The organism is Rossellomorea sp. ABR4_004 (assembly GCF_056159585.1).
Genome location: NZ_JBSWVM010000002.1, coordinates 640,206 through 654,806, shown reverse-complemented (window position 1 = coordinate 654,806; position 14,601 = coordinate 640,206). Strand labels below are relative to the sequence as shown.

The window sequence follows — 14,601 nt, the reverse complement described above, 5'->3', positions numbered from 1 at the left end:
CTCATATATCTGAAAGAAAGTTACGTGTTGAAAAAATAAAAGTATCCCACTAGAGTTGTAAAACTGCACTAGTGGGATTTTTATTTACTCTAATTTCTGAATTACATACTATTTATAGGCTGCAATAGTACTAGTCTATTTTTAAGAATCTTAAGAACCTACGTGGTATTGAGCCTATAATTACTCATGTATTAGATTATCATTAAATATTTCCCCTGCGTTTTCTGAATATCGACTAAAAGAAAGGTAATAGAAGGGTTTTAAATAAGTTAATGAATGCAGTAAAGTGTTATAATTCAAGGTAATAAATTCCTTTTTGGAGGTTTGCTATGAATAACGTTGTGAATAATCAAAAAGAAAAATATAAAAATTGGGTTACGGAAAATTTAGGTGAAAAGACAGGTATGTGGTACACGCCATATCTTGAAAAACTTGGATACCTGTTAGAAAAGTTTGGATTAGCTAGAGGCTATAAGGAGAATTTCTTTAATTATCAATCATATTTGGAATATAAAAAAATCTATAAACAAATAACGGAGCAAAGTGATGAAGATATCGAGAGGTTAGTAACAGGAAAAAGTACACCTCGATATCCAAAAGAGTTTGGTAAGACAAGAATTCAATTCAGAAAAAAATATGCGGAAGATGAATATAATCGCGGCGTAAGAAGTAAGCCTGATAATATAGGTGGAATACCTGATTGGGGTGTTTTAATGCGATCATATTTAATATTTTTATATTATGATGAAAATTCTACTTTAACTTATCCTAAAAAAGAGAAGAAAATTGCGAATCAAGAAGATGAAATTGATAACAGTATTAATTATTGGGTGATTTCACCAGGTGAATATTCGAGATTATGGGATCAGTTCCACACAGAAAATATAATTGCACTTGGTTGGGACAACTTAGGGGAATTAACAAACTATGATTCAAAGGAAGCGGTTGAACGAAAAATAGCTGAGCAAAGAGCGGATGGGGTGCGTCCTGTCAATGATACAAAGGCTGTGTGGGATTTTTATTGTGAAATTCAAACAGGTGACGTTGTATATGTGAAAGAGGGAATCAAGAAGGTTCTCGCACGCGGAGTTGTTACAGGAGATTACTACTTCGATGATGAAGCATCAGAGTATAAACATAGAAGAAAAGTAGATTGGGTTCAAGTTGGAAAGTGGGAACTTCATCAGTCTTTTCCTCAAAAAACGTTAACATGTCTAAATCCCTATCCAAATTTCATTAAAGAAATTGATCAAGTAATGAATGAAGATTTTTTTGATCCCAAAATTGCTGAAGTAAATGATTTTCGAACTTGGTTATCCAATCAAGTTACTGATACAGGAGTTAGCTTGAATGATAAAACAGTTACGCAAAAAGTAAGTGCATTAAAGGATATAGAGCACCATTTCGATGCTTCAGTTTTTGGTGAAACAGATATTGAGGAACTAAAAAGGCTGAAAGATGTCGTTGTATCAGATGAATCCTACAAAAAAAATAAAGGCGTTTCGGGAAGTTCAATTGACTACTTCATTCGTTTTATTGAATCTAAGCCTACTGTACAAGAAAATGAATCCTTTACAATGGATGATTTTCTTTCGGAAGTTTTTATCGAGAAGAAGGGACTTGTACGTCTAATTTCTCTACTTGAAAATAAAAAGAATCTTATTTTGAAAGGTGCACCGGGAGTAGGTAAAACATTTATTGCCAAACGTTTGGCGCATGTAATGATGGAAGAAAAAGATGAAACACGTATTCAAATGGTTCAGTTCCATCAAAGCTATAGTTATGAGGATTTCATTGAGGGGTTCCGTCCAAAAGCTGAAGGAGATGGGTTTGAATTAAAACAAGGACCGTTCGTGAAGTTTGCTAGAAAAGCAGCACGAGATCCAGAACGAGACTACTTCTTTATTGTTGATGAAATTAATCGTGGGAATATGAGTAAAATATTTGGGGAATTAATGATGCTTATCGAAGCGGATAAGAGAGGCGAGCAAATCAATCTCCTTTATTCTAATGATAAGTTTTCTGTGCCATCGAATTTATACATCATTGGAATGATGAATACTGCAGATAGAAGCTTAGCTTTATTAGACTACGCACTTAGACGAAGATTTTCATTTTTTGAAATCAAACCGGCGTTCCAAAATGAGACATTTAAGTCGTATGTAAACGGATTAAATAGTCCAGAAGCATTAAACCGTATCATTGATGAAATTAAAAGCTTAAATAATCAAATTGTTGAAGAGATAGGAACCGGCTTTCAAATAGGGCATAGTTACTTTGTAGGTGATGCTTTTAATGTGAATACTGCGAATCGAGTAGAGGAAGTAATCGAATATGAAATCATTCCACAGCTATTCGAGTATTGGTTTGATAATGAACAGAAGGCAAACGATTGGGCTGAACGACTAAGAGGCTGTTACGATGGAGCGAAATGATAATATTCCAATTCGTAATATATACTATATGCTTTCATATGCATACCAAACGTTGAATCTTTCCGAGTATAAACAAATCGGATCAGAAAAGTTTGCGAACGTCAAAGAGCTTTACGCAGAAATTTTATCGATTGGTATACCTGTTTTGATTCGCGGTGGGTTATGTAAGGATTATATAGGTGTTGAAGAGACTTCCAATGTTATTAAGGGGAAAATTGATATCAATACTACGATAAAGAAAAATGCATTGGTAAATAAGAAAGTTGCAGTGGTTTATGATGAGTTCTCTGAAAATATATTGTTGAATCAAATTATTAGAGCGACACTTGTGTACCTATCGCGCTCAAATAAAATAAGTCAAAAGATGCGTAGATTGTTTTACGGTTTGCTGCCTTATTTTACAGAGGTATCAGAGGTAGAGCTAGATTTAAAGCTTTGGAAAAACATTAGATATAATCGCCAGAACGTTCGCTACCAATTTATTGTAGACGTGTGTAGATATCTTTATGAGCAATTATTATTTGATGAAAGCTCTACATCTCAGATGATGAAAGAGGTTCAAGACGAACAAAGATTATCATCTTTATATGAAAAGTTCATCTACGCATTTTTTAAACGTGAAACGAAATATTATATATCCCACCCTCAAATCCAGTGGAGTGTTGATGATGAATTCACCGATGCATTACCGATTATGCAAACAGACCTTGTACTTCAAAAAGATAACAAAACATTGATTCTGGATACAAAGTTTTATACTGAGAATATGGTAGCAAGGTTTGAAGGTGGAGCTGCAAAACAAAAATCCGGTAACCTTTATCAAATATTTTCATATATAAATAATTGGAAAAAAGAGCCGGATGAAACGGTTGCTGGTATGCTGCTTTACGCGAAAACAACTGCGTTAAATCAGCCTAACCATATTTATCACATTAAAGGTAATAAAATTTTTATCGTATCTCTTGATTTACAACAAGATTTTATCGGCATAAAGGAAAGTTTATTAGCATATGCTAACCAATTTTTTACATAGTTTTATAAATTTTCTTTATTTATGCTCCCATTTAAAAGGAAAAGAAGCAAAAGGTAGGGAATAATTATATTGGAAAGCAAGTGGTTTATCAAGTAGGTTAAAACAATACTTGTCTTAAGGAGGTCTACAAATGAGTTTATCAATGAATGAAATGAGAGCTTTAGATGATCGCCAAATTGGTCAAAAAATTTATGATTCTTTATCTAAAGAAGACCAAAAACGCATAGAAATTAAGTTTAATTATCAAAGCCTTGATCAAATCCATTTGGAATTGGGTGAGTTGTACCGCGAGACGGCAGAAGAAGTGGAATTGGATGATGATGTGGGGCATGAGGATTTTCAAGTTTTTGCTGGATTTTTATTGGAGGATGAGGATGAATGGTTTTCACCTAATTAGAATAAGAGTGGAGATAAAATGTTCTAATTACGACTTGGAAGGACAAACAAGATGACTGGATGATTCGGGTGGATGAGATCCCTAAGTGATTGGGAAGATAAGTTCATCGAGCATGGTGATGAAGTTTTTTCTCATCGGACCTTCGAAGCTTGAGTTTTTTTGACTTCTTGCAGGACTTCTTCGTCTGTGAAGTTCTCTTCTTTCAGATTCCACACTGTTGATAGCTTTACGTTCTCTACTAATTTTTTGAAAAAAGAATACTATAAATTCCCAAAAAAAACATTCGGACCCCACCCGAATGTTTTTTTTATAAAAAAATTTCCCTAAGGGTGTCCTTTCCCACCACATCCCCCTATATAAGAGGTGAATACAAACTGAAACAGGAGTGATTCAAATGAGTGGATGGAGAAAACTAGAAAAAGTCATGGTGGATACGGAAATTTTTCATCACCCGGAGGATATCAGATTGTATGTATGGATTCTGTTACATGCAACTCATACAGGCGGGGTTCAGGTTGGGGATGTGGTTCTTGGGGAGAGGCAGTATATCAGGTCGATCGGGAAGCTGCAGGAGGATCTGTGGTTTTACAATGGGAAGAAGAAGGATGCGTATACGGCGTCGAGGATCCAGCGTTCGATTAAGCGGTTGGAGAAATACGACTGGTTGAAGGCGGAGAAGTTTCAGCATGGGTTTATCTTTACGGTTCGACCTGTGAAGGATCCGTTGTGTGGGGAGTATTTGAAGTGGATGGGATTCCCTATGGAAGGAAAAGGGGATGATGAATCCGCTGGTGACCAGCCTGATGAGGGGGCTGGTACCCTTTTGTCCTCTGCACGTGAATCAGATATGAAGGAGGAGCGAATGAGTTGTGAAAACAGACTTAAGAACTTAGAGAAAGAAGAGATCTTAGAGAACAACAACAAAGGCGCTGCTGATGAGGAAAGGCTTCGGGCACTGATCGGACATTTCGTCGGCAGGAGGGGGAGAGGGTTCTTCTTGACACCGATGGACCAGACGGCGATGGAGCGGATCAGCTTGAACGAGATGTCGACAGCCGAGTTGATTAGGTTTATGGACGAGAAGTTTGACAAGCAGGAGAGCATCAACCCGAAGCTGACGATCAACAGCCCCAGGTATTTGGAGAAGGCCCTTGAGTCGTATCTGCCCCCTGAGGTTTCGATGCGGAATCTGGACAAGATGCTGGACGGGCTGGAGGAGAGTGTGACGGGAGCATGACGTTCGGGGAGTTCAGGGAGCTGGTCAAGATGATCCAGGGGGCTTACCCTCACAGACAGCTCACCCAGGACACGGCGGCGATCTGGTTCCAGCACCTGCAGAATTGTGATTATCACGGGGTGAAGAGGCGGATCAAGGCCCATATCAAAGTGAGCCACTATATGCCGACGATTGCCGAGCTGTATGAACAGCCGGTGGAAGAAACGACGATACTACAAACCATTCACATTTGGGAAAAAGAAGGAGCGGAACGCATTGAGGATGAACGACGAAATCAAAGGAAACGACCTGCACCACCCTGGGCACGATGAACAGCTGCTTCGCGAGCTGCATGAAGCGGAAAGCATGATCATTGGAGCGGTTCTTATGGAGCCTGGTGTCTTGGATGAACTGACCCTGGAGGAGAAGCATTTTAGTTTGGTGAAGAACCGCCTTATTTTTAAAGGGATGAAGGGGCTGCAGAAGAAGAGGCTCGAGATCAATCTGGTCATGGTGGTGGAGGAGCTTGGGGATGATATTGAAAATGTCGGAGGGGTCCAGTTTCTCCTGGCCCTTGCCAACTACTGCCCGACGACGGTGAACATCGACCAGTATGAACAGATCGTCCTTAAGTATTACGAACTGAGCCTCATCAAGAATTCGGCCCATCACTTCCTGAACGCCTACACCCCGGAATCCGCACAGGGCCTCTACAAAGCACTCATCGACATGCATACCAACACGATCACCGACGAAGAAACGAAGGACGAGATCATCATGGATCTCTATGAATCTCTTTATATGGAGAGGGACGGACTTCCCGGTGTCTCGACGGGATTCGAAAGCCTGAATGCGCTGACGGGAGGGTGGAAGGAAGGGGAGCTCATCATCCTGGCGGCGAGACCTTCCATGGGGAAGACGGCTTTTGCCATCCAGCTTGCTTGGGAATGTACGAGGGAGAAAGGGGTGAGCATGGTGTTTTCCTTAGAGATGAGTTCGAGGCAAATCATGCAGCGACTTCTTTCAAGTTTGACGGATATTAACATGATGAAATGGCAGAATCCCTATAAGTATATGACGAAGGACGAGATGCCGAGGATGCATGGGGCGATGAACGCTGTGTACAAAGCGAAGCTCGAACTCTCGCAAAATGGGATGATTACCCTGCCGGAGATCAGACAGCGGATCATGAATCTGAAACGGGAGTACCCGACGGAGCCGTTTCTCGTGGTGATTGATTACCTGCAGCTGATCAATGTGAAAGAGCGGTTTGACCGGCATGATCTTGCCATTGGGCATATTACGAAGCAGCTGAAGGGGATGTCGAAGGAGTTTGGGATTCCGATTATACTTTTGTCCCAGCTATCGAGGGGCGTGGAATCCAGGGATGACAAGCGGCCGAGGCTGTCGGATCTGCGTGACTCGGGGAATATCGAGCAGGATGCGGATGTGGTGTTGTTCCTGTACCGGGATGATTACTACTATCCTGATTCGAAGAACGGGCAGGAAGTGGAAGTGAAGATTGCGAAGAACCGAAATGGACCGGTGGGGACGGTGAAGCTGGAGTTTGTGAGGGAGTTTGGAAGGTTTCGGGGTGGATGGACGCAGGAGGAGGGTTCTGTTGGTTCGGTTTGAGTGAGCCGGGGGGGACAGGTCCCTTGGAACAGGAGTAATAGATAAAAAGGGGAGGAATTGGGATGTTGGTGACGGAGTATGCGATGAACGTGTCAGAGTTTCAGATTGATAGTTTGAAGGTGTATGGGGTGGTGATGGGGTTGTTGGGTGATGACCGGGTAAGGCGTGAAGATGGATATGCGTTTGTTAGTTATAGGGAGATGTGGGAGGGGTGTCAGGAAGCTGGGGTTTTGTCGGGGTATGAAGTGCCGTTTGCGGTGATGATGGATATGTTGGGTGTGGTGGAGGCTGGGGGATTGATTGGGAGGGAGAGGGTTAGTGGGGGGAGTTGGGTGAGTTGTTTGGGCTGATTGGTTTCTGGTAGATGAGAAAAGGAAGCATGAAAACCGTCCCTGTGCTCCCACTTGAACCCTTTGGTTATTTTACTGAATTTTCTAAAAAAAACATGTAGATTATACGAATTATGGTATAATAGAATGACAATCAAACGAAAGCGATCTGAGCTATGTTATTAAATGCAGCTACAAACAGTCCAGTTGATTATTATTTTCGAGAAGTGGGAAAAGAAGAGGTAAAGGATAATAGGTACCTTCCTGATTATGGTTGGGAATTTAATTGGCTTTATCCGATATCGCATGGTTTTAAGGTTTTCGGATTAGTTACTGACCATAATCCAGATATAGTAGAGGGTCTTATTGCCTTGAAAGAAAATCCAGATGAAGTGTAGATGTAGATATTATTGAATCTTCACCACAAAATAAGAAGTTTATAAAAGGTGTACTTAACAATGAGCGCTCATATATAAATGTTGGAAGAGTTCTCATAGCGTTTACTTGTTGGTACAGTATTGAAAAAGGGTATGACGGGTATGTTGGTCTCACATCTAAAAGCAGCAAATATCCCTTATACGAGAGTCTGGGAGCTCGACTGACATTTGGGCAGCATTTCATGTTTGATGACATTGCAGCTGAAAGGCTTGTGAAAATATATTTTCCGGGAGGTGTCGTATGGTGGCAGGAACCAAGTTAAAATCAAGATATTTTAAAAAAACTCCAGGAGGGCATACTATAACCAGGAGTGATAGAATGCATAAAGATATCGAGAAATTTGATCATGATTTTCCTGATGGGGTATTTGCATTCCCAGCATCCGCCGAATCCCCGAAAGTGAAAATAAGGGCATTGGACAAATACTGTAAAGAACACGGTGTTCAGCCAAAAGATTTAACAGATGAAGAAATGCGACAGTTTCTTATTTAATAGCTAAACAAACTAAACGGGGACGTATCTTACTTTGCTAAAGGCTAAAGGTGGGATACGTCCCTTTGTTTATGTTTTCAGCCATTTAGAAGGATGTGTTTTACGGACTGAAGATCAATCATTATAAATGGACGATGGGAATCGATGAAGAACAAGATTTTACTGTGGCTCAAGCCCCTCCATATCGAACCATGACCCAAACACATTCAAGTTTTTTCTTAGAGGCAGTTAGGGTATAAGATGAGTGTTGAAGATACAGACTTGATGTATTGGAAAAAGCAGGCCAAACCGGGTCTGGTTCCAAGGGTCAAAAGGAGCTTAGGACAAGGCCAGGCAGATGTAGAATGTGCTTTAGATACACATATATACACCAAACAAGATTTCCGAACAGGAGGAACAATAACCATTGGAAAATAAAACGGTACTTATCATTGGAGGCGGACTCGGCGGGGTGTCAGCTGCCATTACACTCGCACAGGCCGGATACGATGTTTCCTTATATGAAAAAAACGATCACATTGGAGGAAAGTTGAACCGGCTCGAGCAAGACGGCTTTGGTTTTGATCTCGGCCCGTCTATTTTGACGATGCCGCAGATCTTTGAGAAATTGTTTGCGGCCAGTGGAAAATCCATGAAGGATTATGTCCAGATAGAGAGGCTGGATCATCAATGGCGTTCCTTCTTCCCTGATGGAAATGTCATCGACTTGTATGAAGATATGAACGATATGCGAGAGAAGAATGCCTCTCTCAGTGATAAGGACATTCGTGAATATCAACGTCTGCTGGAGCATTCGAAGACCCATTACGATATGACGGATAAAACCTTATTTAAAGGTGCGGATACGGCAAGAGGAATCGTCAAGCAGGCGGGACTGTTCAGTGTCTTGAAGAACATTGACCTGATGTCCACAGTGCATAAATCCCTTGATAAGCGGATCAGTCATGAGCAGTTTCGCGATATGCTCTCTTATTTTATCAAATATGTGGGTTCGTCCCCTTACGATGCGCCGGCTGTGATGAATATGATGATTTACATGCAGCATGATCAGGGAGCATGGTATGTTCCTGGCGGATTGCACAAGCTCGCGGACGCTCTTGTGAAGCTGGCGAAAGAAGTGGGGGTGACCTTCCACCTTGGACGACAGATCGTCAAGCTAGACAAGAAGGATGGCGACATTACCGGAGCCGTATTGGATGACGGAACACGGGTGACGGCCGATCATTATGTGTCCAATATGGAAGTCATACCGGTGTACGAGCGATTACTGGAGGAAGACAGCGATTATATTGAAAAATTAAAAACGAAATTCGAACCGGCGAGTTCCGGTCTCGTCATGCATCTCGGTGTGAAGAAGAGCTATCCGCAGCTTCGCCATCATAATTTCTTTTTCGCCGAAAATATGAAGGAGCAAATGGAATCGATCTTCCACCGCCATGAACTGCCGGATGATCCGGTCATTTATCTTGTCAATGTGAATAAGACCGATCCGACACAGGCGCCTCCAGGCCATGAAAATATCAAGGTGCTGCCGCATATTCCGTTTATCCGGGATGAGAATCCGTATACGCAAGAGGACTATGAACAATTCGCTGAGCGGGTCCTGATCAAATTGGAGAAGATGGGCCTTGATGGCTTGCGTGAGAACATTGTCACGAAGGATATGTGGACACCGGAAGATATCAGGCGCACGTATGGCTCCGACCGCGGGGCGATTTATGGGACGGTGTCAGACAGTAAGAAGAATAAAGGCTTGAAGCATCCGAAACAGAGTGAACGCTACGACAACCTCTACTTTGTCGGGGGGACAGTGAACCCGGGAGGCGGAATGCCGATGGTTACGTTAAGCGGCCAGCTTGTAGGCGAGAAAATTATGGAGAGGGATTCTGGTTAATAAAGGGGTGATGTCATGATTGTCTCACTGCCTGACCATTGGATCATACTCATCGATGTGATTGCCTGGACGTTCTTTCATCTCGCCATCTCGGCCATTTGCTTGAAGCTGCCTTTGACGTGTTTTCTGAAAGACCATTTCTGGTTTCGGACGTTCCCTTTTGAACAGTCCGGAGCATTGTGGCAGCGTTTGTTCCGGGTGAAATCGTGGAAGGGTTTGATTCTTGATGGCACGATTTTTTTCAAAAAGGGATACAGTAAAAAGGGGTTGCATGGGACGAAGTCGAGGGATTTGATCGTATTTGCCGCAGAAACGAAACGTGCGGAATTGACCCATTGGCTCTCCATTCTTCCTGCTCCGCTGTTTTTTATATGGAACCCAGTATGGGCTGGATGGGCGATGGTTCTGTATGCCGTAGTCTTCAACCTTCCGATTATCGTTGTTCAACGGTACAATCGCGGGCGTATATCGGCTATTACGTCAGGCCTTGGGAAGAAATGAAGAAGACTATTGTAAGTGCAGTTACATAGAGGTTGAATGTGGGTTGTCACGTTGGTGAGTTCAAGGGGAAGGAGGCAGGTTACATGACATCTTCAGAAGTGATCAATCTCATCCTGGGTTTCTTGGGGATTATCTTTGGCATGATTATGTTTTGGTCCTTGCCGGTTCCAGGTTTCATCTCAAGAAGTACGGCGGGATTGCCGTTTCTGTCTATCATTATCCCTGCCAGGAATGAAGAAGGCAGGCTCTCCCCGTTATTGCAGTCGTTGCAGGAGCAGCGATTCAAGTCATTTGAAATTCTATTAGTGGATGACGATTCATCGGATCGAACCGTTGATGTCGCAGAAAGCTACGGTGTCACGGTCCTGCAGAATAAAGGGGCAGGAAAATCATCTGCCTGCTGGCGCGGTGCCAAGGAGGCAAAGGGGAACTGGTTACTCTTCCTGGATGCCGATACAAGATTCACCAGTGTGGATGGATTACGTAATCTTCTGCATTACTATCAGGGAAAAGGCGCAAGGGGTATCCTCGCCTTGCAGCCCTATCACACCGTGGAGCGTTTGTATGAGCATCTCTCCATTGTCTTTAACATCATCGTGGTTGTGGGCATGAATCTATTTACGGTCTGGGGATCACGGTTTAAAGCGGCCGGCTCGTTTGGTCCTTGTATTCTATGTAATCGAGACGATTATTTTTTATCCGGCGGACATGAAAAAATCGAGGGGGCCATCATGGATGATCTGGCACTGGGAGAGGCCTTTCTTGATCAGGACCTCCCGGTTCGCTGTCTAGGTGGCAGAGGGATCATTTCGTTTCGCATGTATCCTGAAGGAGTTGGGAGCCTGATCGAAGGCTGGTGCAAAAGCTTTGCCGTTGGTTCCAAGTCCACTCATCCCGTCGTCATGTTGATGGTCATCCTCTGGATTACCGGAAGTTTAACCAGCGCGTCTTCATTGATCTCTTCAATTATGGAGGAAAGAACCACCGCTGTGATCGTCAATGGGGCATTGTATATCCTCTATTCCGTTCAAACAGCATGGTTTGCCCGCAGGGTCGGGGATTTCAGATGGGTGTATTTCCCTTTTTATCCGTTGCTGTTTTTGTTCTTTGCGGTGATTTTCCTTTATTCTTTCGTTCGGGTGAATGTTTTTCATTCTGTGAAGTGGAAGGGGCGTAAGATAAAGGTGTGAAGGGCTAATAAAGGGGTCAGACCCCCGTCGTGCTAAAGCTTTAGCATGGTGGGGGTCTGACCCTTTTTTCTTCATTCAGAGAGCCTATATTTTCTTTAGTATCTAGTAATCTGCTGGAGCAATTTTGGGGCACAATAAATATTACATTGGAAAATTAGTAAAAAAAGAAATTTAAAGAAAATGAAATGATCCAAATTTCATTTTCTTTCGTTAGAGTTAAAAGTAAAATCATGTGGTTTTTGAAACATTTTTCATCTCAAATGTCAGTCTGATTACAACCATTTTAAACAGAAAAAAGCTCCGTTTATCTTCCTCCACACGTGGAATTTATAGGAGTGTAAGACGATAAAAACAAAAGGAGAGATGAAACATGTTAAAGAAAATCACAAGCACAGGATTGGCAATCGGACTAGCGTTTGGTGCAGGGGGCGCAGCATTTGCTTCAAGTGGAGAAGAAGTAAATGCAGATTTAACCACTACACTCAATGCACAGCTTGAAGACGGTGAATTGATGTCAAGCCAGGAACTTGAAGCAATGGCCACACAACATGATTGGCATGCGGAAGATCTCCAAATGTGGGCAGAATCCCAAGACATGACAGAAGCGGAAATGCAGGAATGGGCAGAGCATTCTGGATGGAGTGAAGAAGATCGTGCTCAATTAAACCTGGATGTGAATGCGGATATAGAGCTGGATAACCTTCTCGATTCCTCCGATGACGAGTATGATGAAGAGGAAGATGGAGTATTGGGTGATTTATTGAACGATTTATTGTAAATGTAAAGAATGCGAAATGACCGGAATGTAGATAATGAAAAGGCCGTCGAGAATATATCGACGGCCTTTCTTGTGTCCAGGGCATGTCCGTAATAAGAAGAAGTAAGTATTACGATTCATGAAAGGGAAGCATGGGGACGATTATGCTGCTTCGACTTGACGAAAAGGAAGCACGAGAACCGTCCCCGTGCTTCCCACAAGCGGCCGGAAATTACCTATTCATAAACTTCTTCATTTCCGATTTCTTCGGATCAATCGTAAACCTGTAAATCGGCAATTCCTGTCCAACTTCAGAAGGGACATAGTTAAAGCTTACATAACTGTCGACTGATTCTGGCTCAAGTGATAAGGATAATAGATTTGTCTGAGGCTGTGCCGTCAAGAATACATAGCTGCCTTTCGGAAAAGTCACTTTCTCTTTTGTTACCTTTGTTTCCACGTCAACAAGCTGTCTGTCTTCGTATTCTCCAATATTGTCCTTTTTCGTGACGGTAAAGGATTCGGCAGGCAGTTTTACATCCTTAGGCAACGTAAAGCCTTTTAACCCCTGGTTTTTGAGTTTTTCAGCTATTTCCTGCTGATCTGGCGTGAGCAGGTAAGCAGTCGGTCTTTCTCTTACTAATGTTGGTTCTGCATCAGTCGCGCTGAAGTAGTTGACCGGAATGTCCTGAACCGTACCTGAGGCGATGTCGACCATTTCAAGGGTTTGATCGGCAAGTTCTTTGTTTTCACTATCGATGATGATAGGATCATTGTCATTTGGAAGCAGACCTTTTTTTACTAGATTCAGTCTTTCGGATGCCACCAGGTGTTTGATTTGTCTTGCATGGTCAGCAGTTTGCGTAAGTATTTTCTCATGTGTAGCAATTTGTGCATTCACTCGTCGGGCAAAGTCTTCCCGGCCAATCCCGATTCCGCGGCTTTCTACAAGAAAGGAGAAAGATGGAGCAAGCCCAAACGAATTGCGTCCTATCCTTGGTTCGGTTGAGCCTTCGACGATTTCGATTTCACCCTGATCATCTAAACCAGCCGTATAATAGGTTTCTCCTGAAATTCCTTTAGATTCCAAGTCTGCTAGAACAGGGTCTTGAAATAGGCGATTCGACATGGTTCGAATTCTTTCAGGAATATTCAAGTTGCGTCCGGATTGGATGAGGATATCATGATACTTCAGAGCGCCTTCCTCGCCTACTTGACGAAAGGCACTGCTGTACACTGAATACTCATGGGCATCAATGACGACTTCTGGGGAGTACTTGTTGAATTCTTTATGAACCGCCTGTACCTCTGGTGTTTCGAGTTTAATATGATCGCGGTTTCCATCCAGCCCATTGGCAAGCTGTCTAATAAAGGCGTAGGAGCCGTCTGGATTAATTCTTGGAATGACGATCACATTGATGTCATCGAGGACTTCTTCCCCTAGTTCACCCGTCAGACGATTCGCTATTGCAAGGATGGCTTCACCACTGGCAGGCTCGTTGCCATGAATCTGGCTTTGGACCCACACAATCGGCTTCCTTGATAGGAGACCTGTATTGATTTGTTTATCTTTGGTGAAATAAAGGGCTGGGATGTCTCGTCCTTCCTGGGATGTGCCAATTGATTTGACGGTCAGATAAGGACTCTTGCCTTTAAGCTGTTGTATGTAGGAGAGCATTTCTTCCTGAGAAGTAAAAGCTTCGCCCTCTCTAGAAAAGGCAGGTGTGTTATCCGTTATTGGCAGTTCTGGATAGAGGTGCCTTACTTGATCAGGCTGACTGTATGTCTTTCCGTAGTAAGGGGTTTCCGCCTGTACAGAAGGCGCAACTAAAAAAGTGGCGGCTATCAGAACCGGTAAAGAACGTTTGGTCAACGATTTTTTCATAGTGGTATTCCTCCTTTTCTATTTAATTAAATGATAGAGTAGAACGACAAAATAAGTCAAAAAATTCTGAATAGTAGTTTAGGAGTGGTTCATTTCTTTTTCTATTAAGGAATTTGTAAGCTAGGTTGTACGATCTACTTTTCTTCGGTTTCCGAAACATTTCTAATAGGCTTGTAGAAGAATTTTCCTAAAATGTTAGAGATATCTTCTGGAAAAAACAGTTCTTTTGTTGGATATGGAGGGGGACGGTTCTGTGGCTTTGTTTTGAGCCAGCTTTTGATGAGGGAGTATGTGAAGGGGGAAGAGTTTCAGAGTATATGGGGTTGTTGGGTTGCGATCTAATCAGGTGGCGTAAGAATGGGGGTGCGTTATTTTTTGAGGGTGTCAGGAAGCAGGGAT

14 protein-coding genes are annotated in these 14,601 nt (G+C 42.6%); 13 read left to right on the top strand and 1 reads right to left on the bottom strand.

Annotated elements, in window-relative coordinates:
• Positions 1 to 329: 329 nt before the first annotated feature.
• The 13 genes from ACXAF2_RS16250 to ACXAF2_RS16190 all read left to right on the top strand — a co-directional run bounded on the left by ACXAF2_RS16250 (position 330) and on the right by ACXAF2_RS16190 (position 12,338).
• Positions 330 to 2,435, top strand: coding sequence for an AAA family ATPase (locus ACXAF2_RS16250; protein WP_475140154.1), 2,106 nt, complete (start codon positions 330 to 332; stop codon positions 2,433 to 2,435).
• Positions 2,422 to 3,468: a 5-methylcytosine restriction system specificity protein McrC gene (locus tag ACXAF2_RS16245; RefSeq protein ID WP_475140153.1), complete on the top strand. Its 1,047-nt coding sequence runs from the start codon at positions 2,422 to 2,424 to the stop codon at positions 3,466 to 3,468. Before ACXAF2_RS16250 ends, ACXAF2_RS16245 begins: the two co-directional genes overlap by 14 nt.
• Positions 3,469 to 3,598: 130 nt before the next feature.
• Entirely contained in the window at positions 3,599 to 3,865 is a 267-nt protein-coding gene (locus ACXAF2_RS16240; protein ID WP_324747007.1) for a hypothetical protein, read from the top strand.
• Positions 3,866 to 4,259: 394 nt separating this feature from the next.
• Positions 4,260 to 5,102, top strand: a complete 843-nt coding sequence (locus ACXAF2_RS16235; protein WP_475140152.1) for a hypothetical protein — start codon at positions 4,260 to 4,262, stop codon at positions 5,100 to 5,102.
• On the top strand, positions 5,099 to 5,413 hold the full coding sequence (locus ACXAF2_RS16230; protein WP_475140150.1) for a hypothetical protein: 315 nt from the start codon (positions 5,099 to 5,101) through the stop codon (positions 5,411 to 5,413). The genes ACXAF2_RS16235 and ACXAF2_RS16230 overlap by 4 nt, the downstream gene beginning before the upstream one ends.
• The gene (locus ACXAF2_RS16225; protein WP_475140427.1) at positions 5,364 to 6,716 is read left to right on the top strand and encodes a replicative DNA helicase; all 1,353 of its coding nucleotides are present in this window, start codon (positions 5,364 to 5,366) and stop codon (positions 6,714 to 6,716) included. The genes ACXAF2_RS16230 and ACXAF2_RS16225 overlap by 50 nt, the downstream gene beginning before the upstream one ends.
• Before the next feature lie 62 nt (positions 6,717 to 6,778).
• Complete coding sequence (locus ACXAF2_RS16220) at positions 6,779 to 7,066, top strand: hypothetical protein (RefSeq protein ID WP_475140149.1); 288 nt, start codon at positions 6,779 to 6,781, stop codon at positions 7,064 to 7,066.
• 155 nt (positions 7,067 to 7,221) lie between these two features.
• Entirely contained in the window at positions 7,222 to 7,443 is a 222-nt protein-coding gene (locus tag ACXAF2_RS16215; RefSeq protein WP_475140147.1) for a hypothetical protein, read from the top strand.
• Positions 7,444 to 7,723: 280 nt separating this feature from the next.
• Positions 7,724 to 7,975, top strand: a complete 252-nt coding sequence (locus ACXAF2_RS16210; RefSeq protein ID WP_225003952.1) for a hypothetical protein — start codon at positions 7,724 to 7,726, stop codon at positions 7,973 to 7,975.
• Between the two features lie 406 nt (positions 7,976 to 8,381).
• Entirely contained in the window at positions 8,382 to 9,869 is a 1,488-nt protein-coding gene (locus ACXAF2_RS16205; RefSeq protein WP_475140145.1) for a phytoene desaturase family protein, read from the top strand.
• 15 nt (positions 9,870 to 9,884) lie between these two features.
• Positions 9,885 to 10,370, top strand: a complete 486-nt coding sequence (locus ACXAF2_RS16200; RefSeq protein WP_475140144.1) for a glycosyl-4,4'-diaponeurosporenoate acyltransferase CrtO family protein — start codon at positions 9,885 to 9,887, stop codon at positions 10,368 to 10,370.
• Between the two features lie 83 nt (positions 10,371 to 10,453).
• Positions 10,454 to 11,560: a glycosyltransferase family 2 protein gene (locus ACXAF2_RS16195; RefSeq protein ID WP_475140143.1), complete on the top strand. Its 1,107-nt coding sequence runs from the start codon at positions 10,454 to 10,456 to the stop codon at positions 11,558 to 11,560.
• Positions 11,561 to 11,930: 370 nt separating this feature from the next.
• Positions 11,931 to 12,338: a hypothetical protein gene (locus ACXAF2_RS16190; protein WP_475140141.1), complete on the top strand. Its 408-nt coding sequence runs from the start codon at positions 11,931 to 11,933 to the stop codon at positions 12,336 to 12,338.
• Between the two features lie 211 nt (positions 12,339 to 12,549).
• On the opposite strand, the gene ACXAF2_RS16185 is transcribed toward ACXAF2_RS16190, so the two are convergent.
• A complete protein-coding gene (locus ACXAF2_RS16185; protein WP_475140139.1) occupies positions 12,550 to 14,202 on the bottom strand; it encodes a M14 family metallopeptidase in 1,653 nt (550 codons plus the stop codon).
• Positions 14,203 to 14,601 lie beyond the last annotated feature (399 nt).

What these genes read in the sequence shown, in the direction of transcription:
- ACXAF2_RS16250 (WP_475140154.1), top strand. Translation starts at nt 330, where the DNA reads ATGAATAACGTTGTGAATAATCAAAAAGAAAAATATAAAAATTGGGTT.
- ACXAF2_RS16245 (WP_475140153.1), top strand. Translation starts at nt 2,422, where the DNA reads ATGGAGCGAAATGATAATATTCCAATTCGTAATATATACTATATGCTT.
- ACXAF2_RS16240 (WP_324747007.1), top strand. Translation starts at nt 3,599, where the DNA reads ATGAGTTTATCAATGAATGAAATGAGAGCTTTAGATGATCGCCAAATT.
- ACXAF2_RS16235 (WP_475140152.1), top strand. Translation starts at nt 4,260, where the DNA reads ATGAGTGGATGGAGAAAACTAGAAAAAGTCATGGTGGATACGGAAATT.
- ACXAF2_RS16230 (WP_475140150.1), top strand. Translation starts at nt 5,099, where the DNA reads ATGACGTTCGGGGAGTTCAGGGAGCTGGTCAAGATGATCCAGGGGGCT.
- ACXAF2_RS16225 (WP_475140427.1), top strand. Translation starts at nt 5,364, where the DNA reads ATGAACGACGAAATCAAAGGAAACGACCTGCACCACCCTGGGCACGAT.
- ACXAF2_RS16220 (WP_475140149.1), top strand. Translation starts at nt 6,779, where the DNA reads ATGTTGGTGACGGAGTATGCGATGAACGTGTCAGAGTTTCAGATTGAT.
- ACXAF2_RS16215 (WP_475140147.1), top strand. Translation starts at nt 7,222, where the DNA reads ATGTTATTAAATGCAGCTACAAACAGTCCAGTTGATTATTATTTTCGA.
- ACXAF2_RS16210 (WP_225003952.1), top strand. Translation starts at nt 7,724, where the DNA reads ATGGTGGCAGGAACCAAGTTAAAATCAAGATATTTTAAAAAAACTCCA.
- ACXAF2_RS16200 (WP_475140144.1), top strand. Translation starts at nt 9,885, where the DNA reads ATGATTGTCTCACTGCCTGACCATTGGATCATACTCATCGATGTGATT.
- ACXAF2_RS16195 (WP_475140143.1), top strand. Translation starts at nt 10,454, where the DNA reads ATGACATCTTCAGAAGTGATCAATCTCATCCTGGGTTTCTTGGGGATT.
- ACXAF2_RS16190 (WP_475140141.1), top strand. Translation starts at nt 11,931, where the DNA reads ATGTTAAAGAAAATCACAAGCACAGGATTGGCAATCGGACTAGCGTTT.
- ACXAF2_RS16185 (WP_475140139.1), bottom strand. Translation starts at nt 14,202, where the DNA reads ATGAAAAAATCGTTGACCAAACGTTCTTTACCGGTTCTGATAGCCGCC.